Origin of the sequence: Limisphaera sp. VF-2 (genome assembly GCF_049537125.1) — a bacterium.
GTDB lineage: Bacteria > Verrucomicrobiota > Verrucomicrobiia > Limisphaerales > Limisphaeraceae > Limisphaera.
This window is the reverse complement of the sequence record NZ_JBMVQY010000005.1, coordinates 124433-143741: the sequence shown is the minus strand read 5'-3', so window position 1 is coordinate 143741 and position 19309 is coordinate 124433. Positions and strand designations below refer to the sequence as shown.

11 protein-coding genes are annotated in these 19309 nt (G+C 64.9%); 5 read left to right on the top strand and 6 right to left on the bottom strand.

What is annotated here, in order from left to right; genetic code table 11:
• Window positions 1-420: 420 nt before the first annotated feature.
• Complete coding sequence (locus tag ACPDIT_RS14325) at window positions 421-2556, top strand: hypothetical protein (RefSeq protein ID WP_423444599.1); 2136 nt, start codon at window positions 421-423, stop codon at window positions 2554-2556.
• Window positions 2557-2566: 10 nt separating this feature from the next.
• Window positions 2567-3478 carry an ATP-binding cassette domain-containing protein gene (locus tag ACPDIT_RS14320; RefSeq protein WP_423444597.1) on the top strand — a complete coding sequence of 304 codons (912 nt, stop codon included), beginning with the start codon at window positions 2567-2569 and terminating at the stop codon, window positions 3476-3478.
• Window positions 3479-3563: 85 nt separating this feature from the next.
• Here the strand turns inward: ACPDIT_RS14320 and gatA are convergent, their stop codons facing one another.
• The 4 genes from gatA to pheT all read right to left on the bottom strand — a co-directional run bounded on the left by gatA (window position 3564) and on the right by pheT (window position 8446).
• The gene (gene gatA, locus ACPDIT_RS14315) at window positions 3564-5069 is read right to left on the bottom strand and encodes an Asp-tRNA(Asn)/Glu-tRNA(Gln) amidotransferase subunit GatA (RefSeq protein ID WP_423444595.1); all 1506 of its coding nucleotides are present in this window, start codon (window positions 5067-5069) and stop codon (window positions 3564-3566) included.
• Between the two features lie 119 nt (window positions 5070-5188).
• The gene (dtd, locus tag ACPDIT_RS14310) at window positions 5189-5641 is read right to left on the bottom strand and encodes a D-aminoacyl-tRNA deacylase (RefSeq protein WP_423444627.1); all 453 of its coding nucleotides are present in this window, start codon (window positions 5639-5641) and stop codon (window positions 5189-5191) included.
• Between the two features lie 39 nt (window positions 5642-5680).
• Window positions 5681-5845 carry a hypothetical protein gene (locus ACPDIT_RS14305; protein ID WP_423444593.1) on the bottom strand — a complete coding sequence of 55 codons (165 nt, stop codon included), beginning with the start codon at window positions 5843-5845 and terminating at the stop codon, window positions 5681-5683.
• A 159-nt stretch (window positions 5846-6004) separates the two neighbouring features.
• Window positions 6005-8446, bottom strand: coding sequence for a phenylalanine--tRNA ligase subunit beta (gene pheT / locus ACPDIT_RS14300; protein WP_423444591.1), 2442 nt, complete (start codon window positions 8444-8446; stop codon window positions 6005-6007).
• A gap of 585 nt (window positions 8447-9031) precedes the next feature.
• Here pheT and ACPDIT_RS14295 point away from each other — a divergent pair.
• From ACPDIT_RS14295 to ACPDIT_RS14285, 3 genes are all read left to right on the top strand, one after another.
• Window positions 9032-10405, top strand: a complete 1374-nt coding sequence (locus ACPDIT_RS14295; protein ID WP_423444589.1) for an MFS transporter — start codon at window positions 9032-9034, stop codon at window positions 10403-10405.
• Between the two features lie 131 nt (window positions 10406-10536).
• Window positions 10537-13563 (top strand): two-component regulator propeller domain-containing protein, encoded by a 3027-nt coding sequence (locus tag ACPDIT_RS14290; protein WP_423444625.1) that lies wholly within the window; start codon window positions 10537-10539, stop codon window positions 13561-13563.
• A gap of 138 nt (window positions 13564-13701) precedes the next feature.
• The gene (locus ACPDIT_RS14285) at window positions 13702-14331 is read left to right on the top strand and encodes a response regulator (protein ID WP_423444587.1); all 630 of its coding nucleotides are present in this window, start codon (window positions 13702-13704) and stop codon (window positions 14329-14331) included.
• A gap of 1892 nt (window positions 14332-16223) precedes the next feature.
• Here the strand turns inward: ACPDIT_RS14285 and lepB are convergent.
• On the bottom strand, window positions 16224-17384 hold the full coding sequence (lepB, locus tag ACPDIT_RS14280; protein ID WP_423444585.1) for a signal peptidase I: 1161 nt from the start codon (window positions 17382-17384) through the stop codon (window positions 16224-16226).
• Between the two features lie 51 nt (window positions 17385-17435).
• The gene (gene lepA / locus ACPDIT_RS14275; RefSeq protein ID WP_423444583.1) at window positions 17436-19229 is read right to left on the bottom strand and encodes a translation elongation factor 4; all 1794 of its coding nucleotides are present in this window, start codon (window positions 19227-19229) and stop codon (window positions 17436-17438) included.
• Between the last annotated feature and the right edge of the window lie 80 nt (window positions 19230-19309).

Sequence of the window (19309 nt, the reverse complement as noted above, 5' to 3'; positions counted from 1 at the left end):
CGTCGCCGCGAACGACGACCACCAGCAGGACTACTTGTCGAACTTGCCGCAACATCGCCCGCACCCTATGCCCGAAAATGGCCAGCGTCAAGCCAAATTTCTTGAATCGCGCAGAACCGAGTGTTCCTCTGCGAGGCGCCAGCGGGTTGGGTCGGACCGAACCCGCGGAGCCCGGCCCTGCATGGACGACTGGCTCGAACAAGAACGGCAGGGTGGGTAGCGACGCCTGGCATGGGTGCGGGCGCCGCCGTTTCCTTTCCCCTCGTTGGCGCGGCCCGTTGCCGACGAGTCCGTTGGCCGGCGGAGGAATCAGGGTTGCGCCCTTTTGCAGGGCGCGCTAGATGCAGTGCCGTGCGAGTAAACCTGCCGGCAGGTATGGGACAGCCGTCTCTCCGGATGCGGCCCCGGGGCTCTGCCGGCATGATTTGGCTGTGCAGCCTGCGCCTGATGTGGGGGTTGAGTTTCACGGGCCCGCTATCGCAGGCGGCGTCCCAACCGGAGATTCAACTAAATTTACAGGTGGGTTACCAGGGGGTCGTGCGGGTGGGGGCCTGGCTACCTGTCCAAGTGGAAGCGCACAATCAGGGCAGGCACTTTGAGGGCGAGCTGGAGCTGGGAGGGGATCTGAGCGGCCGCGGGTGGGCCCAACGCATTCCATTCGAGTTGCCGCAGGGGACGCGGAAGCGTCTGGAGACCCTTGGGTTTTGCTCAACCATTTACTCGGCGGAGTGCCAAGCACGGCTCGTTTCGGCTGCGGGCGGTGGAAGCCCTCGGGACCCGGTCGTGGCAAGCCCGTGGCGCGTGCTGGGAAGGGATGTTCCCTGGGCTCTGGTGGTGGGCCGGTCGTTTCCGAGTTCGCTGGGGACGTGGGGCCCGCCGCAGGATTTCACCAGTCCGCACTGGACCTCGATTCGTCCGGGGGAACTGCCGGAGTCGCCGCTGCTGTGGGAAGCGGTGGACGGGCTGTACCTTTCGAGCGAGCGGGCAAGGGAGTTAACGGCGGGACAGGTGGATGCGTTGCGGGCGTGGCTGGGTCGCGGCGGGCATCTGATGGTGGGCCTGGCCGAGGCACAGGATCTGGATTACGTCCCGTGGTTGCGGGAGCTCCTGCCGGTGGAGGTTGTCGGCATGCTCAGTGTGACCGGCACGCTCAGTAGAATTCGATGGGAACGGCGCATGCCGGGTGAACCCGCGACGGAAGCGATGTGGGTTGATGCCACGGTCGGAAATCGCACGATGCCGGGGGCCCTTCGGCTCTGTGAGGCGCGGGCTCCGGAGTCTTTGGTGTGGGCCTGGTTTGAGCAGTGGCCCTTGGTGGTGTCGGATCAACGGGGTTTGGGGAGAGTGACCGTGGTCCTGTGCGATATGGAGCGCCAGCCCTGGCTCAACTGGGTGAGGAACTCGGGCCGCTGGCATCGGCTTTGGGGGTGGCACCAGTTCGATGGGCCGAAGTCATCGCAGTCGGGGAGCGCCCGGGATTGGAGAAGCCCGGAGGAAGCCCTGCTGGTCCGGGCGTTACAGACGGATCAGATTCGGTCCCTGCCGTGGATCGCGGTGTTGGCCTTACTTGTGGTTTATGTGATGTTGATCGGGCCTGTGGATTATCGGTGGACGCGGCGGTCGCGGCGACCGATGGCGACGTGGATCCGGCTGCCGGCCTATGCGCTTCTTTTTGCCGTCACCGTGTACGCCATTGGGTATCTCTACCGGGCCGGCGTCAGCGAGTGGAGAGAGCTGAATGTGGTGGACGTAGATTTGACCGGGCCGTCAACCATGGTCCGGGGCTGGACTTTCGTGAGCTTGTATTCTCCCAGCAACCGCCGGTACCCGGTGGGAGCGCCGGATGTCGTGGGGTGTGTGCGCGAACCATGGGAGGAAACCTGGACACATTGGGAAGGCAATCGTCGGTCGGTCCTGCGGCCCTCCGGCCCGGGCTGGGAGGGCGAGATTCTTGTCCCGGTTTGGACGAGTCGCGATTGGGTGCACGAATGGTACGCCAGTTTGGGCAGCCCCGTGGAGGTGCAAGCGCGGCAACACCGGGGAGGCTGGACCCTGGAGATGGAAAACCACCTGCCGCAAGCGCTGGACCAGGTTTGGCTGGTGGCCGGAGCGGAGGCGTGTCGCCTTGTTCCGGTACAGGCGATGCAGCGCTTGCACTTCACGGCGCTTGCCAGTGCGATGACCCCGCGTAAGACGGCGCTGGAAGAGGCTCGCAGGATCCTCGACTCTTCAACCCACTTCCATGGCCTGGGTGGAGGGTCTCAATTGGAGCGGGTCGCCCTGGGTGAAGCGGCGGTGCTGGCCTCCCTGGGCGTCGAATCGAGCGGGACGAATCGTGCGGGATCCGTGTTGCGAAGTCTCCCGCTTCCCGAGGAACCTCCACACCACCATGTCTGGCTCCTGGCCTGGGTGGAGCAACACCGGCCGCTCCCCTGGATGGCCAGGTTTCGACCCGAACGAATGACTTACGGGACTTTGTATCGCATCCGGGTGCCGGTGACGCCTGCATCCCCTGCCTCGTATGACCCCGTCCCAACCTCCTCCCATCGCGATTGAGATTCGGGGCTTGACCCGTTCGTTTGGCGCCGTGAACGCCCTGGCGGGTCTGGACCTGGAGGTCTATGAAGGAGACCTGCTTGGCCTGGTGGGTTCCAACGGGGCCGGCAAGACAACCACGCTGCGGATCCTGGCCACGTTTTTGCTGCCCACCTCGGGCACGGTGAAGGTGCTCGGGCACAACGTGGTAACCGAGGCAGAAACCGTGCGAGGACTGATTGGTTACATGCCGGACTTCTTTGGCGTGTACAAGGACATGGAGGTGGAGGAATACCTCGACTTCTTCGCGGCGTGTTACCGGATTCCCTCGGCACGACGTCCCCGCGTGGTGTTGGATGTTCTGGAGCTGGTGGGGCTGGCGGACAAACGCACCGCGTTGGTGGGGACGTTGAGTCGGGGGATGCAACAGAGGCTGGGGCTGGCCCGCGTTCTGATTCATCAACCGCGTGTGCTGCTGCTCGACGAACCTGCCAGTGGTCTGGATCCCCGGGCGCGCCTCGAACTGATGGCGATCTTGCAGGAACTGCAGCGCATGGGGAAGACCATCATCATCTCATCCCACATCCTGCGGGAACTGGAGACCCTGTGCAACCGGATCGCCATTTTGGAGAAGGGACGGCTGACGTACACAGGGCCCACGGCCGGGGCCAGCCAACGGGATCCACACCGGGGCCTGCTTGTGTGGGCCCGGGTGGCCGGGGATGCGACGGCCGCCGCAGCCGTTCTCCGTGGCCGGCCGGAGGTCCTTGACGTCCAGCCGGTGGATCACGGCTTGCGCATTCACCTGGCACCGGGTGAGGCCGACGCCGGCCTCGTTGCCGAGGTGCTGGTACATGGTGGATTTCGGCTGTTGGAGCTGCGAGAGGAGCGACCCGGCCTGGAGGAAGTGTTTCTCCGGATGACGACCGGCGAAACGCAATAGGGACAAGCGCGGGCGAGCCATGCACTGGGAGGGCCGGCGGGCCAGACGGCTGGGGGTTGCCCTCGGGCCCATTTGGGAGCGCCACTCAGGAGGAGGCGGCGGCCAGGGCAGCCTCCGAGGTTCCCCTGGCCACGGGGGGCAGAACTTTGTGCCAGGGCGTGCTCTGCTCGTAAGCATACGCGATGCGGAGCAGGGTGGCTTCGCCCAGTGGCGGCCCCAACAGTTGCAGCCCGATCGGCAACTGCGGCTCGCGGGTCAGGCCGCACGGCAGGCTCAGACCGCAGATCCCCGCCAGATTGCATGACAATGTGAAGATGTCGCTCAGGTACATCTGCAGGGGATCGGAGACTTTCTCCCCCAACCGAAACGCCGGTGTGGGCGTGGCAGGTGTGACCAGGGCATCCACCTTCTGGAAGGCCTCCAGAAAGTCGCGGCGAATCAGCGTTCGGACCTTTTGTGCGCGGAGATAGTAGGCGTCGTAGTATCCGCTGCTCAGCACGAACGTCCCCAGGATGATCCGGCGCTTGACCTCCGATCCGAATCCGGCCCCGCGCGTGCGCTCGTAGAGCTCCAGTGGATCTTGCCCGTCGACGCGAAGCCCGTAGCGAATGCCGTCGAAGCGTGCCAGGTTCGTGGATGCTTCGGCGGTGGCGATGACATAGTAAGTGGCGAGCGCGTACGGGGTATGTGGCAGGGATACTTCGAGCACTTCGGCGCCCAGGTTGGTCAGCTGCCGCACGGCAGCCATCACGGCCTCCCGGATCTGCGGGTCGAGGCCTTCGGCGAAGTACTCCCGGGGCAGGCCCAGGCGCAATCCGCGCACGCCTTTGTCCAGTTCCGACAAATAGTCGGGCACCGCGTCCGGCAGGCTGGTGGCGTCCCTGGGATCGTGGCCGGCGATGATCTGCAGCAACCGGGCTGTGTCGCGGACGGTCCCTGCCAGGGGCCCGATCTGGTCGAGGGAAGAGGCGAAGGCGACCAAACCATACCGGGAGACCCGCCCGTAAGTGGGTTTGAGGCCGACGCAGCCGCAGAAGGCGGCGGGCTGGCGGATGGAGCCGCCGGTATCGGATCCGAGCGCCGCCGGGCATTCGCGTGCCGCGACGGCCGCTGCAGATCCGCCCGACGAGCCGCCCGGGGTCCGCTGCAGGTCCCATGGATTCCGGGTCGGTCCGAACGCCGAGTTTTCCGTGGAGCTCCCCATGGCAAACTCGTCCATGTTGAGGCGCCCCAACAGGATGGCACCGGCTTGACGCAGTTTCTCGATCACAGTGGCATCGTACGGGGAACGGAAATCTCCCAGGATGCGCGAGGCGCATCGCAAGGGATGACCTCGCACCGCCAGGTTATCCTTGATGGCGACCGGGATCCCGAGCAGCGGTTTCTTCTGATGCGTCGTGCCTCCAGCGAGGGCACGGTCGGCGGCGTCGGCCTGGTTCAGCGCGTCCCCGGGATCGTATTCGAGGAACGCACGAAGCTGAGGATCCAAACGGCGGATTCGATCCAGGTAGAAGCCGACTGTGTCGCGGGCCGAGACCTCGCGCCGGGCGAGACGGCTGAGCCAATCCTCAATGGTCCATTCCGGTGACATGCGTCGCGAGCGTCAGCATGGGGCCGGGCGGTGAAAGGAGCAACCCAAGAGCTTTGCCGGGACGACCAGCTGGGGCGCGGCCGCCGGGACTTCCGGGCAATGGGGCGCCGGGAAGTCCTTCATTCGCGCAACCGGCTGTCGATCAGGATGGTCACGGGTCCGTCATTGACGAGGTGCACCTGCATCATGGCGCCGAACTGTCCGGTGGCCACGGGCCTGCCCAGCATCCCCGCCAGCACCGCCACGAACTGTTCATAGAGAGGCCGTGCCGCTTCCGGAGCGGCAGCCCGGCTGTAGGAGGGGCGGTTGCCTTTCCGGGTGCTGGCCAGCAATGTGAACTGGCTGACCACCATAACCTCGCCCCCGGTCTCCGCGACCGAGAGATTCATTACCCCCTCGTCATCGGGAAAGACCCGGAGCCGTGCGATTTTGCCGGCCAGCCATTCCAGGTCGTCCTTCGTGTCCTCTTGTTGCACGCCCAGCAGTACGAGCAGGCCCCGTCCGATGCGGCTGTAGCAACTGCCGTCGATGATGACGGAGGCCTCGCTGACCCGTTGGACCACGGCCCGCATTGGTCTGTTCCCCATGGGCGGGAGGGCTCTGCCACCCGGCTAGTGGGTCGAGCCTTGCGAACAACCAAACCGGGCCAGGAGCACGGCGTACAAGCCCAGCGCGAACAACAAGAGCCAGACATTGCCTGCGTGAGCCAGGATCATCCCCCACGCCAGCAACACTCCGAAAACCCCATATGCCAGCCACGCCATCCAAAACTTCATGGGCGCTGAATCTATCGGGCTTGCGGGGAAAGGCAAGAATGGGCCCGGGGCGTGCCCCGGCAAAACCACCGGCAGCCCGCGATTGAAGCGCAAATGCGAGAGCGCCCGTGCAGCTTGCGGCATTTTGTCGAAGCCACGAGGGGTTGGGGGGCGTCCGCGTCAACCCTCGCGGATGACGGCGTGCAAGCCCTGTTTGAGCGCCTCGACCACGCGGGCGTGGAGGGCATTGGCTTCTGCGTCGGTCAGCGTGCGATCGGCGGCCCGGTAGGTGAAGGCGTAGGCCAGACTCTTGTGCCCGGCCGGGATGTTGCCTCCGCGGAACACGTCGAAGATCTGCACCTGCTCCAGGTGATCCACCCGTGCCTGATGAACGACGCGCAGCACATCGGCATGGGTGACGTTTTCCGGCACCACCATGGCCACGTCGCGTCGGATGGCGGGGTACACGGGCAAGGGTCGGAAAGTCCGCGTGGTGGGGCGTCGCGCCAGGAGCAGGTCGAGGTTGAGCTCGGCCATCACCACCGGGTCGCGCAGATCATGGGCACGGGCGATCAGAGGCGAGACCAGCCCGAGCTCCCCCAGGCACTGGGGGCCCAGGTGAACGGTCGCGGACTCGACGAACAGGGCGGTGGCATCGGGGCGGCGCTGGAAGGTCACGCCGCGCAGGCCCAGTTGTTCCAGTAGTTCATCCAAGACGCCCCTGGCGTCGGACAAATCGAACCGTGCGTCCCGGCCTTCGCCGGTCCAGAAGACGGGGTGGCGACGGCCGGTGAGGGCCCAGGCCAGGCGCCGTTCTTCGCGCAGCTCTTCGCGTTCTCTGCGGAACACGCGGCCGATTTCGAACAGGGCCACGTCCAGGTTTTTGCGGGTGACGTTGTGCCGGAGGGCCTGCAGCAGGCCCGGCAGGAGGCTGGGGCGCAAGGTGTTCATGTCGCTGCTCAGCGGGTTGGCCAGCCGGACGCATTGGTCCGAGGCGGCCGTGAGCCGGGCGGCGTCTTCGGAGATGAGCGTCTGGCCCTGGGCTTCGTCCAGGCCCATGCCACAGAGCAGCCGGCGAATCCAGGAAAGCTGGTCGAACACGCTGTCGGCGGGGTGGTGGCCCAGGGCCCCGCGCGGCGGGGTGGCGGGAATGCGCTCCACGCCGTACAACCGCTCGATTTCCTCGATCAGATCGGTTTCCCGTTTCAGGTCGTGTCGCCAGGAGGGGATTTCGAAGGTCGCTGAAGCGGTGTCGGCGTGGACGGTTTTCAACTGCAGCGCTTCCAGGCAACGGCGCTGTTCGTCGGGAGGAATTGCCACTCCGAGCACGGCCCGGGTGCGGTCGAATCGCAGGGTGACCTGACGCGGTGGGGTGGGGGAGGGATGGAACTCCACGGACCCGGTGGCGAGTCGGCCGCCGGCAGTTTGCAGGATCAATTGTGCGCACCTCCGGCTGGCCCAATCGGTGAGGCCCGGATCGGCGCCGCGTTCGAAGCGGTAGCTGGACTCGCTGCGCAGCCCCAGGGCCTTGCTGGTGCGCCGGATGTTGGCGGGTTGGAACCAGGCGCTTTCAATGAGTACATCGCGGGTCGTGGCGGTGACCTCCGAGTTTTGGCCGCCCATGATGCCGGCCAGCGCAACTCCCTGCGTTGCGTCGGCGATCAGGAGCATGTCTGCGTTCAACGTGTGCTCCTGGCCGTCCAGGGTGACGAATCGTTCCCCGTCCCGGGCGCGTCGGACTCGCAAACCGATGCGGCCCGAGGCATCGCGGGCAAGGCGGTCGGCGTCGAAGGCGTGCAGGGGTTGGCCGCACTCCAGCATGACGTAGTTGGTGACGTCCACGACGTTGTTGATGCTGCGCAAGCCGACCCGCTCCAGGGTTTGCTTCAGCCACTCGGGGCTGGGCCCGATTTGGACGCCCCGGATCACACGCGCCACGTACCGGGGGCACAGGTCGGCGGCCTCGACCACCAGATCCACCGAGTCGGCCGCCGAAGGGTCCTCCGGAGAGCCGGGCAGGTCAGCGATTTCGGGGAATCGCAGTGTCCGGCCCGTGGCGGCCGCCAGTTCCCGGGCAATGCCGAGAACGCTGTTGAGGTCCGGGCGGTTCGGGGTGATTTCCAGATCGAACACCACATCGCCCGTGCTGCGGCCCAGATACTCGGCCAGGGGCTGGCCCACGGGCGCTTCCGGTGGCAGGATCCATAGTCCCTCGCCATCGTCGGAAAGCCCCAGCTCTTTGGCCGAGCACATCATTCCCTGGCTGACGATCCCGAACACTTTGCGTTCCCGGATGACGAACGGCTCGGTTTCGCCCGGCTTTCGGGGCAGGGCATGCCCCGGCAGAATCAGCGCCACCTTGTCCCCCGGCTTGTGGTTTTGGGCGCCGCAGATGATGGTTCGTTCCGCCTGACCATCGAAGACACGACACACGGACAGTTTGTCCGACCCCGGCACCTTCTCCCGGGTGAGAATCTGGGCCACGACAATGCCCTCGAACTCGCCGGCGATCCGCTGCATGCCCTCGACCTCGATGCCGAGCATGGTCAGTCGCTCGGCCAGCGCTTCCGGGCTTTCTTGTACATCCACGTATTGTCGCAACCAGTTCAGTGCAATCTTCATGGGTCTGCAGTCGGTTCCCCGGCGAAGGGCAGGGAAGGATTGCCCCAGGGCCCGCCGATCCCGGGAGGGCCAGACTAGGCATTGGTGGGGCGTCGAGCAAGTCGCCTTGCCCACTGGGTTGTCTGCGTAATCGGCTGCGCGGCCCATTTCCGGTGAGGGAGACCCCCGAAAAGCCGCGGCGGCATTTCGGGCGTCCTCGGCACGGGAAAACCGAGAGAAAGGAGCTTTCGCTGGATTTTTTGAATCGGCGGCTCGATGACGATGCGCTCTGCGCCGTCCATTTTCCCTACTGGGGCGATGAAGGCGCCGAAGGGGCCTCCGACCCACCAACCCGGGGCAACGTCCCGAGAACTCCGTCGCCCAAACCTGCCGCGCCCTGCAAGGGCACAAGCGGGTCTCGCGAGGGAACCAAGTGGAGCCATGCGACGGTGACCGGGGTGAATGGTCGATCCTTCGTGCGTTGCGCCGGATTTCGAACCGGGTGTAGCATGGTGGCTGGCCGGACACTTTTTGAGGGGCGCGATGCACATTTTGGGAGGCATCCGGCTTTGACAGGGCAGGGGCCGCCCGGGTAGAAGGCCCGGCATGAGCGCATCTGTGGAGGCAGCCCAGGTCCCGAGGCAGCCCGCCGGCGGATACTTCCGCTGGACCATCTGCGTGCTGTTGCTGTTCGCTGCGATCATCAACTACGTGGACCGGCAGGTGATCGGGATTCTGAAGCCCACGCTCACGCAGGTGTTCGGCTGGTCGGATGAACGGATCTATTCGTCCATCGTTTTTTCGTTCCAGTTGGCCTATGCGTTGGGCTTTGTCTTCGCCGGGCGGTTCATGGATGCGGTTGGGGTCCGGCGAGGTTTTGCCATTTCGGTGAGTCTTTGGAGTCTGGCGGCGGCGGCGCATGGCTTGGCGGGGCTGGTCCCGGATCAGTGGCGGCTGCCCATGCTGAATCTGGATGCCGCCACGGGTTTTGCATGGGTGACTCTAACCGGGGGAGCTGTGGGGCTGGCGGTGGCACGGTTCGCGCTGGGAATTGGGGAGTCGGGCGCGTTTCCGGCTTCCATCAAGACCGTGGCGGAGTGGTTCCCCAAACGAGAGCGCGCGCTGGCCACGGGCATTTTTAACGCCGGGACCAACGTCGGCGCATTGGTCACGCCGCTGGTGGTCCCCTGGATTGCGCTTCATTTGGGTTGGGCCTGGGCGTTCATCCTCACCGGTATGGTCGGCTTCCTCTGGGTGGCCGCCTGGCTGTATTTCTACCGCCCGCCCGATCAGCACCCACGGCTGAAACCGGCCGAGCTGGCCTATATCCGGAGCGACCCGCCCGATCCCGAAGTGCGCATCCCGTGGCGAGCCCTGCTGCCTCATCGACAAACCTGGGCGTTTGCGATCGGCAAATTCATGACCGACCCGATTTGGTGGCTGTATCTCTTTTGGATTCCGGATTTCTTCCACCGGAACCATGGCCTGGACCTCAAAAGCATCGGGCTGCCCCTGGTGGTCATTTACCTGGTGGCCGACGTGGGGAGCATCGGAGGCGGTTGGATTTCCGGCTGGCTCATGAAACGCGGTTGGACGGCCAATCGGGCGCGAAAGACGGCGATGCTGCTGTGCGCCCTGTGCGTGGTGCCGGTGATGTTTGCGGCGTACGTGAAGAGCTTGTGGCTGGCCGTGGCGCTGATTTCGTTGGCCGCGGCGGCCCATCAGGGTTGGTCGGCCAACCTCTTCACCCTCACCTCCGACATGTTTCCGCGCAAAGCGGTGGGATCGGTGGTCGGCATTGGCGGGACATCGGGCGCGATCGGAGGTATGTTTATCGCCATGCTGGTGGGCGCCATTCTCCAGGCCACGCAGAGCTATATGAGCATCTTCATCATGGCCGGGACCATGTATTTGCTGGCGCTGGGAATCATTCACCTGCTGGTACCCCGATTGGAACCGGCCCGCTTGCAAGAGGGTTGAACCCGGCGGCAGGCAACTCCCCGTGCACCGGGGTGGTGGCGGCCGACCCGGTCCTCCCGGCAACAGGGCAGGGGAGGGCAGGCTGCGGCTTTACATCGAACAGCAGTCACGCCGAAAATCCGGCCGTGGAAATGCGCGCCAACCAGCGCCGATATTTCATCATTGCGCTGCTCCTGCTGGCGACGACGCTGCCCGCACTGATCCAGCGGGCCGCGGTTACGTCGCCTTCGGACTCGCCCTTTTTGGTGGAAAACTGGAGCACGGGTGAAGGGCTTCCGCAGAGCTCCGTGCTGGGGGTTCTTCAGGACCGGGACGGTTACCTCTGGCTGGGTACGCTGAATGGACTGGTGCGTTTTGACGGGTTGACCTTCACGGTGTTCGATGCTGTCAACACGCCGGAGCTGCCGAGCAGCCGCATTGTCCACATCTACGAAGATCGCCGGCGGCAACTGTGGATCGGCACGGAAACGGCGGGCATCGTGCTGGCCCGGCCGGAGGGCCTGCGCAACCTGGACGTTGGCCGGGGTTCGCGGGAGGGGCGTCTTCGGGCCGTGGCGGAGGACCAGCGGGGAGCGGTGTGGCTTTACACTGCGGACGGTCAATTGTGCCGCTACCTCGACGGGCAGGTCCATGTATGGCAGGTGGGCGCGGACCGGCCCAGCCGATGTCGGGCGCTTGCTCTGGAAGAGGATCGGCTGTGGGTCGGGACCGATCACCAGTTAACGGCCATCGGGCCGTTGAAAGATATCGAACCGCCACGGTTGCCGGTGGAACTGGTCCTGCCGGTGACCCGCCTGGACCTGCTGGTTCCAAGCCGAACCGGCGGGCATTGGCGCTTGACCAATGGCCGCATTCTGCTTTGCCGCGGGAATCAGCTGGTGCGCGACCTCGGACCCTACCCGTGGCGGCCCAATGCCTGGCCTTCTGCGGGGTGCGAAGACGCGGAAGGCAATTTGATCATCGGCACGCTGGACGAAACCAGTGGCGACGGCGTGTATTGGTTCGATGCCGAGGGCCGGGCCACACGCCTGGGGAAGGCCGAAGGATTGGCGACCGAAGGCATCCTGGCGTTGTGCATGGACCGGGAGGGAAATCTCTGGATTGGTTGCGACGGCGGCGGGCTGCATCGAGTGCAACGAAAACGGTTCCGTCGACACATTCTGACCGGCGGCCTGGTGGCCCAGACCGTCTGCAGTGATGCAGATGGAAACGTGTGGATGGGATTCACTCGTGGCCTGGGACTTCATACCACCAACGGCCTTCAGGAATTTGGGCCCGAACACGGCCTGGTCACGCCTTACGAACAAAACGTCTCCGCGCTGTGGGTGGATCGTCAGCAACGCGTGTGGGTGGGCACCGGCGGTGGCCTGTTCCGCTGGACGGGGCAGCGCTTCGAACGCGTCGCCGGTCCACCGGCTCTGCTGACCGCCGTTGCGGCGATTCATGAAGATCGGGCGGGGCGACTCTGGTTCGGGACCCAGGCCGGACTGGTGGGCTGGGACCAGGGGCGGTGGCGCTGGCTCCGCACCGCCGATGGACTGGGAGCCGATTCCGTTCGTGCCCTGGCGGACGATCCACAGGGAGCCCTGTGGATCGGGACGATCGGCGGCGGCCTGACGCGCTGGGTATCCAACCAAACCACCGTGTACCGCAAGACTCCCGGCGGGATGCCCGGAGATGACGTCTCTTGTTTGTGGGTGGACGACCGGGGCGCCGTCTGGGTGGGCACCCCCGGACAGGGCCTGGCCTGCTTTTTTCAGGGGCAGTGGCATCGGTTCACCACGCAAAACGGACTGCCGGGCAACAGCATCAGCTACCTGCTCGAAGACGATGCCGGCCATTTGTGGGTCGGCTCGAACGCCGGGCTGCTTCGCATTCCCCGGGAAACCCTTGAAAAACTGCGCACCGGGCAGCTTCGGAACGTGACGGGCCGGGTCTACACCCGGGCCGATGGGCTGCCCACGGGCGAATGTACGCAGGGCGCTCAGCCGGCGGCGGCGCGAACCCCCGATGGCCGGCTCTGGTTCGCCACGGTGCAGGGGGTCGTGAGTGTGCATCCGGCCGAGCTCCGCCCGAATCCCTTCCCGCCGCCGGTGCTGGTGGAATCCGTGTGGTTGAGCGGGGAACCCGTCTGGATCCGCAGCCTCCGCAATCCTTCCCTGTCCCGGCTGGTGATTCCGCCGGGCCGTAATCGACTGGAGATCCATTACACGAGTCTCAACCTCAGCGCCCCGGAGCGGGCTCGATTCGAGTACCGCCTGGCCGGTTACGAGGACACCTGGACCCCTGCCGACGGATCGCGCCTGGCGCGATACCCGAACCTGCCCCCGGGCCAATACGAGTTCCAGGCACGCGCCGCCAACGAAGACGGCCTCTGGAGCAGCGTTCCTGTGACGCTCAAGGTTGTCGTACAGCCACCCTTCTGGCGGACGCCCTGGTTCCTTGCCGCTGCCAGCCTGAGTTTGCTGGCCGGGGTTGCCGGCACGGTCCACCTCATCTCCACGGCGCGCTTGCGCCGCCAATTGCGACAACAGCAAGCCCTCGAACGCGAGCGGGCGCGCATCGCTCGAGACCTGCACGATCAGGTGGGTGCGAATCTGGTCCAGGTCGCCCTCTTGGCGGAGCTGCTGGAGACTGACAAGGATCAACCGGAGGAGGTTGAGGCTCATGCACGCCAGATCACGGAGACGGCCCGGGAAACCACGCGGGCCCTGGATGAGATCGTTTGGGCGACCAACCCGGCCCACGACTCGCTGGAGGGCCTGGTCAATTACCTTTGTAAATACGCCCAGGAATACCTGGCTCTGGCCGGGCTGAGTTATCGCCTCGACGTACCGCCCCTGCCGGACGTGCCCCTGGCCCCCGAGGTGCGGCACAATGTCTACCTGGCGGCCAAGGAGGCCATCCACAACGTCGTCAAGCATGCCCGGGCCCGGAGCGTCCACCTGCGTCTCCGGCTCGACAATGGACACATCCTGCTGGAGATTCAGGACGACGGTTGTGGTCTGCCCCCCGATGCCGCCGCCCGGGGGCGCCACGGGCTGGAAAACATGCGTCGCAGACTGGAAGAGATCGGAGGTCGTTTTCACATCGCCGCGGCTCCCGGCGGCGGGACCCGGGTGTGCCTGGAGTTCACCGCATTCCCTGAGCGCCGATGAATCCCACAAGCCTGCGAATCAGGGGTGACGAACCCCGTCCTTCGATCGCGCCGCGCGTCCGGACCCTGGCCGCATGCCTCTTGCAAGTTCGTCGGCGCCGGACTTACAGCCCTCCTCGGGATCCCTCGTCTGTCTGTCATGCCCATTAAAGTCGCCATCGTGGAAGACAACGAGAAACTCCGGGCCACCCTGGGCCGGGTGATTGGTCGGACCGAGGGCTTCCAATGCGTGGGCATGTACGCCACGGGCGAGGAAGCGCTGGCCGCCATTCCGGGCCTTCGACCCGATGTGGTGTTGATGGACATCAACCTCCCGGGCCTCACCGGCGTGGAGTGCGTGCGTCAGCTGAAACCCCAGTGCCCGGAAACTCAGTTCATCATGCTGACGGTGTACGAGGACACCGACAATATTTTTAACGCCCTGGCAGCCGGGGCCACGGGGTACCTGCTCAAGCGATCCTCCCGGGAGGAGCTGCTGCAGGCCATCCGGGACGTGGTCAGCGGTGGTTCCCCCATGACCACTCACATTGCCCGGAAGGTGGTTCAGTCGTTTCAACGCCCGACGCCACGTCCGCCCGATACCACGGCGGAGCTGTCGCCGCGCGAACGGGAGGTGCTGGATCTGCTGGCCCAGGGCTTCTTGTACAAGGAGATTGCGGACCGGCTTGGCGTGAGCTACGAAACGGTCCATACCCACATCCGACGCATCTACGAAAAACTGCAGGTGAGGACCCGAACTGAAGCCGTGGCGAAATTCCTCAAACGCTGAGCCGGCGTGAACCCCTGGCCGGTCATCCCCGGCGTGTCACGGATCGGGCGATCCGGGGGCTCGGGTAAATCCGCTTCTGCCGGCTGGCGACTCTCGGCTGTTTTCGTGGCTCCGGCCGTGTTGCGGTTTCCATGTGCCGCTTGGTTTTGCGCGCCTTTTGGCGCGTTCGGGCCCAATGGAACCCGATGGCAAACGCGGCCTGGCCATTCGTGGTCACCTCCCGGCGGCTCCGTTGCAGCGAGGCCATTGGAACGTCTCGACCTTCTGTCGGTCGGGCATGCATTTGGCCAACGCGTCTTCCGTCGGCACCCGACTCGGCAGCCGCCACCCGCATGCAGCACGCGCCAAAGATCGCATTCGCTTCCGCAGCCAGCCCTTCTGGCCGCTGCCGGCCGCTGTGGAGGTCGCCACGGACGACGCTCACCGTGTCGGTGAACTGCGCCCCGGGACTTCACGTGTCCAAGACCCGCCAGGCCATTGAAAAAGTGGGGTCCTCCGCAAACCAGCCTCGATTCTCAGCGAAAGTGCGGGTGCTTTTCCTGTTCGTGAAATAATTCCGATGACCTTGTACGGGCGCGTGCCGATCTCCCCGCCGGGTATCGAGCACGATCCTGGTTCGCCCGTCGGCGCAATCGGGACCTCTGGCTGACGCCTGGTCCTTGGAGGGCCTGGATGGCCCACACGTTTGCATCCACGCTACTCATGATTGCACGGAAGGCATGAGGCATGGTGCGTTTTCAGCGCCAAGCCCTTGGACGCGGTCGGCACCCCCGAGTGCTGGGGCTCCAGAAGCCGTGGCTCCTCAGTCGGACGCCGAAAGGCACACCCCAGGAGCGGGCCGGCTTCGAAGCGACTTTGCGGTACCCGGGCTCTCTGGTTGGAGAGGATCGTCTGCGGCGAGCGCTCGGTTTGGACATTCTGTGCGAGCTGACACACGCCTGGCGACCAGTGGGCTTTGGGGCGGGGAAGCTGCGACGTTGGGCTTGGTGTAATGTCCCTGTATCCGGGCGCGGTCGATCGGGTTAAAAACCGGGGCCAGATTTGGCTCGCATAAATAAATTCTGCACAATATATGTTCTATTGCGTATACGAACGGTGGATGGCCCGACCAGCGGGAATCCGGGCGCCATTCGAGGAAGCGTCAGTGCAAGCTGGAGGCTCCGAAGATTCGAGAGCTCACAACTGCCCGCCAGCGCGTTTTCAGGCCAGTGGTCGCGCCCGGCTCGGACGGGACAGCCGAGGCAAATCGATCCGTCACGCGCGTCTTGAGCTCGTGGAAACGGCAGCCGGGTTCGCGAAGGGGCAGCCAGGTTGTGCTGAGAGGACACTGAAGAGGCGCGGTGCGTGGCCGTGGGGCCGTTTGGCAGGTCGGGATCGGTCCCCAGCAGTGCACGCTCAATAGGTCATTGGGGTTCCGGCCCCGGGTCGAGGGCGATGTTTGCGGGCCGAGCTCCACCTGAGCGGCTCGGATGCCTCGGCGCTCAAGGTCACTGACCTGTGGGCTGAGGGGTTGGCTGGCGGTCGTACAAATCATCGGGCCACCCTGCGAGAATCGGTTTCCCCGGACAAGACAGGCGCTGGAGGCGAGCCGTTGCGGCTCGGGACCACACCGTCTGCGGTCCGCTATGAGGCCGGGATTTGACGAACTTGGGTCAAGCGGTTATGGGAACGAGCGCGTGGATGCGCGGTTTCCTGTCTCACGCATGGCAGGCCGGGATTCCTGGTTCCGGCAACCTATCTTGGCCCGCCTTGGACCCGGGGTACGCGCAGGCCGGTCCGTCCGGGAGCTCCCTGATTGCGCGGTTCAGGCACGCGACGCCGAGGTGCTTGCAGCTCCGGTCGAGTGATTACCTCGTCGCGACGCGCCGGCAGCGCGCCCGAGCGGGCCGACACTACCGAGGAGCCCACCCGAAACGTTCCGTGATGGGCCAATAGACGAACCAGTAGCGTCCGATGACATTCCGCGCGGGAAACGGTCCCCAGGTGCGGGAGTCCAGGCTGTTGAGGGTGTTGTCCCCCATCACCATGAAGTGTCGCGGCGGAACATGGATTCCCTCGGGGTGTTCCCGGAACAGCGGCGCCAAATGGGGATGGTTCACGTGTCCGGAGTATTGGCTGTCACGCGGCGGTTGCTGGGGATCGAAACTGTAGACCAGCTCGAAGCCCGGGGTGCGATGGTCCAACCGGCGTCCGTTGATCCGAACGTGTCGGTCCGGGCCAAGCTGGACGAGCTCACCCCCAAGGGCCACCAGGCGTTTGATGTAGAATTGATCCTGTGGCAGCCCGGCGATGCCCGCGGTCTCGAAGACGACAATCTCCCCTCGCCTCGGGGTGCGAAAATTGTAGGTCATTCTGTCCACGAAGAGATGGTCACCGCTTTGCACGCGGACGTGGAGGACCAGGTCTCCCTTGCGGAAGTACTGTCCGGGCCGCAACCCGCCTCGTACCGCAATGTCCGCCTGCCCACAGTCCGGAGGGAACCACAGGGTATGCGGCACGCCGCCGATCCAGAGCGTTTGTTTGAGGTTAAAGAACAGGAGCCTCAGAGGAGGATCCACTTGCTGGATGGGCCCGTCGGTCTTGGCAATCAGTTTGACGTAGGAAACGCCCGCGAACCATTCGCGGACGCGCTGCCAGCCGGTGGGGGGCTGGAATTCCGGATGCTCTTTCAAGTTCACGGAGGTCACGCCGAACAGGGTCGGCTGCATGGAGCCGGTGGGGATTTTGAAAGGCTGGAGGAAAAAGGTGCGGATGGCCATGGCCACGGCCAGGGCCACCAACAGCACCTCGAAATTCTCGCGGAGCCGGGGGTGGGGATAGGGCAACAACCATTGTTGCGCGGCTTGTTCGACTTCCTCCATGCGCTGGCGCAGGGTGGCGCGGTCGGAACCCGCCTTCAGGTCGGCGCGCAGGCGTTGGGTGGCCTCGCGCAGGCCGGTCAGGGCCCGGGGGGTGAGCAGGTCGGCCTGGGCGTGGGTCAGGCGTTCGACGTGCCGACAGAGGTTGAGTGCGTCGCGAACGGTCCGGGACAAAAACCAGCGCAAAAAGAGCATGGGTTGGCAGTGGGATGCGACCTGGGCTGTCCGTGGGCTCCAAGCTCTGTTTCAGGAGGTTTTCAAGACGGCGATGAAGGCTTCTTGAGGGATGTGGACCGAGCCGATGGCTTTCATGCGTTTCTTGCCCTCCTTTTGGCGTTCCAGCAGCTTGCGCTTGCGGGTGATGTCGCCGCCGTAGCACTTGGCGGTGACGTCCTTGCGCAGGGCGCTGACGGTTTCACGGGCGATGATGCGGCCGCCGATGGCGGCCTGGATGGCGACCTGGAACTGCTGGCGCGGGATGACCTCCTTGAGTTTGGCGGCCAGCAGGCGGCCGCGGGCCTCGGCCTTGTCCCGGTGGACGATGCAGGAAAAGGCGTCGACCGGCTCGCCGTTGACGAGCATGTCGAGTTTCACCATGTCCGAGGGGACATAACCCGCGTGTTCGTAGTCCATGGACCCGTACCCGCGCGTCAGGCTCTTGAGTCGGTCGTGGAAGTCAATCAGGATCTCGTTGAGCGGCAGCAGGGCGGTGAGCATGACGCGGCGGGGGTCCAGGGTCTCGGTGTTCTCCACCTGTCCGCGCCGTTCGGTGATCAGCGTCAACAGATCGCCGATGTACTCGTTGGGACAGAGCAGGTACGCGCGGACGACGGGTTCCTCGATCTGCTCGATGTAGTTGGGCTCGGGCATGTGGGCGGGATTGTCCACTTCCTTGACCGTCCCGTTGGTCAGGCGCACTCGGTAGACCACGCTGGGGTACGTGGCGATGATGTCCATGTTGTACTCCCGCCGCAATCGCTCCTGCACGATCTCCATGTGCAGCAGCCCCAAAAACCCGCAGCGGAAGCCGAACCCCAGGGCCACGCTGGTCTCCGGCTGATAGACGAAGGCCGGATCGTTCAGTTGCAGCTTGGCCATGCTGGCCTTCAAATGCTCGTAGTCGGCCGTGTTGATGGGGTAAATCCCGCTGAACACCATGGGCCGAACCTCCTGAAATCCCGGCAGTGCGGGCGAGGGCACACGCGCATCCGTGATGGTGTCGCCGAGCTTCACCTCCGACGGACTTTTGATGTTGGCGGCCAGGTAACCGGTTTCCCCCACTCCCAGTCGGTCGCGTACGTACGGCTTGGGGTTGAAGCTGCCGACCTCCTTGACCTCGTAGGTGCGGCCCGAGTGCAGGAGCCGGATGTGCATGCCGGGGCGCAACTCTCCGTTGAACACGCGCACGTAGACGACGACGCCCTTGTAGGTGTCGAAGTACGAGTCGAACGCCAGGGCCTGCAAACTGGGGGCGCCGGTCGGCTGCGGCGGCGGAATCCGCTCGACGATCGCCTCCAGGATTTCGTCGGTTCCGATTCCCTCTTTGGCGCTGGCCAAAATGGCGCTGTCGGCCGGGATGGCCAGGATGTCTTCGAGCTGCTGCCGCACGAGCGGGATGTTGGCGTGGGGCAGGTCGATCTTGTTGATGACCGGGATGATCACCAGGTTCTGTTTCATGGCCAGGTGGACATTGGCCACGGTCTGGGCTTCCACCCCCTGGGCGGCATCCACCACCAACAACGCGCCCTCGCAGGCCCGCAAGCTGCGCGAGACCTCGTACGAAAAGTCCACATGGCCCGGCGTGTCGATCAGGTTCAACTCATACCGCTGCCCGTTGCGCGCCGTGTAATACATGGTGACGGGATGGGCCTTGATGGTGATGCCGCGTTCCCGCTCCAGGTCCATGGAGTCCAGCAACTGTTCCTGCATCTCCCGGTCCGTGATCGTGCCGGTGCGATGCAGCAACCGATCCGACAGCGTCGTCTTCCCATGATCGACATGGGCGATGATGCTGAAGTTTCGAATGTGGCTCGGCTCCATGTGCGTTGCAGCACTCCTGTCGTTCGTTGAAGCGCCAAGATAACGCGAAAGAGGCTGAAGAAAAGATCAAACATGGGCTT

Coding starts and splice junctions, on each gene's coding strand:
- ACPDIT_RS14325 (WP_423444599.1), top strand. CDS start 421: ATGATTTGGCTGTGCAGCCTGCGCCTGATGTGGGGGTTGAGTTTCACG.
- gatA (WP_423444595.1), bottom strand. CDS start 5,069: ATGTCACCGGAATGGACCATTGAGGATTGGCTCAGCCGTCTCGCCCGG.
- dtd (WP_423444627.1), bottom strand. CDS start 5,641: ATGCGGGCCGTGGTCCAACGGGTCAGCGAGGCCTCCGTCATCATCGAC.
- ACPDIT_RS14305 (WP_423444593.1), bottom strand. CDS start 5,845: ATGAAGTTTTGGATGGCGTGGCTGGCATATGGGGTTTTCGGAGTGTTG.
- pheT (WP_423444591.1), bottom strand. CDS start 8,446: ATGAAGATTGCACTGAACTGGTTGCGACAATACGTGGATGTACAAGAA.
- ACPDIT_RS14295 (WP_423444589.1), top strand. CDS start 9,032: ATGAGCGCATCTGTGGAGGCAGCCCAGGTCCCGAGGCAGCCCGCCGGC.
- ACPDIT_RS14290 (WP_423444625.1), top strand. CDS start 10,537: ATGCGCGCCAACCAGCGCCGATATTTCATCATTGCGCTGCTCCTGCTG.
- ACPDIT_RS14285 (WP_423444587.1), top strand. CDS start 13,702: ATGCCCATTAAAGTCGCCATCGTGGAAGACAACGAGAAACTCCGGGCC.
- lepB (WP_423444585.1), bottom strand. CDS start 17,384: ATGCTCTTTTTGCGCTGGTTTTTGTCCCGGACCGTTCGCGACGCACTC.
- lepA (WP_423444583.1), bottom strand. CDS start 19,229: ATGGAGCCGAGCCACATTCGAAACTTCAGCATCATCGCCCATGTCGAT.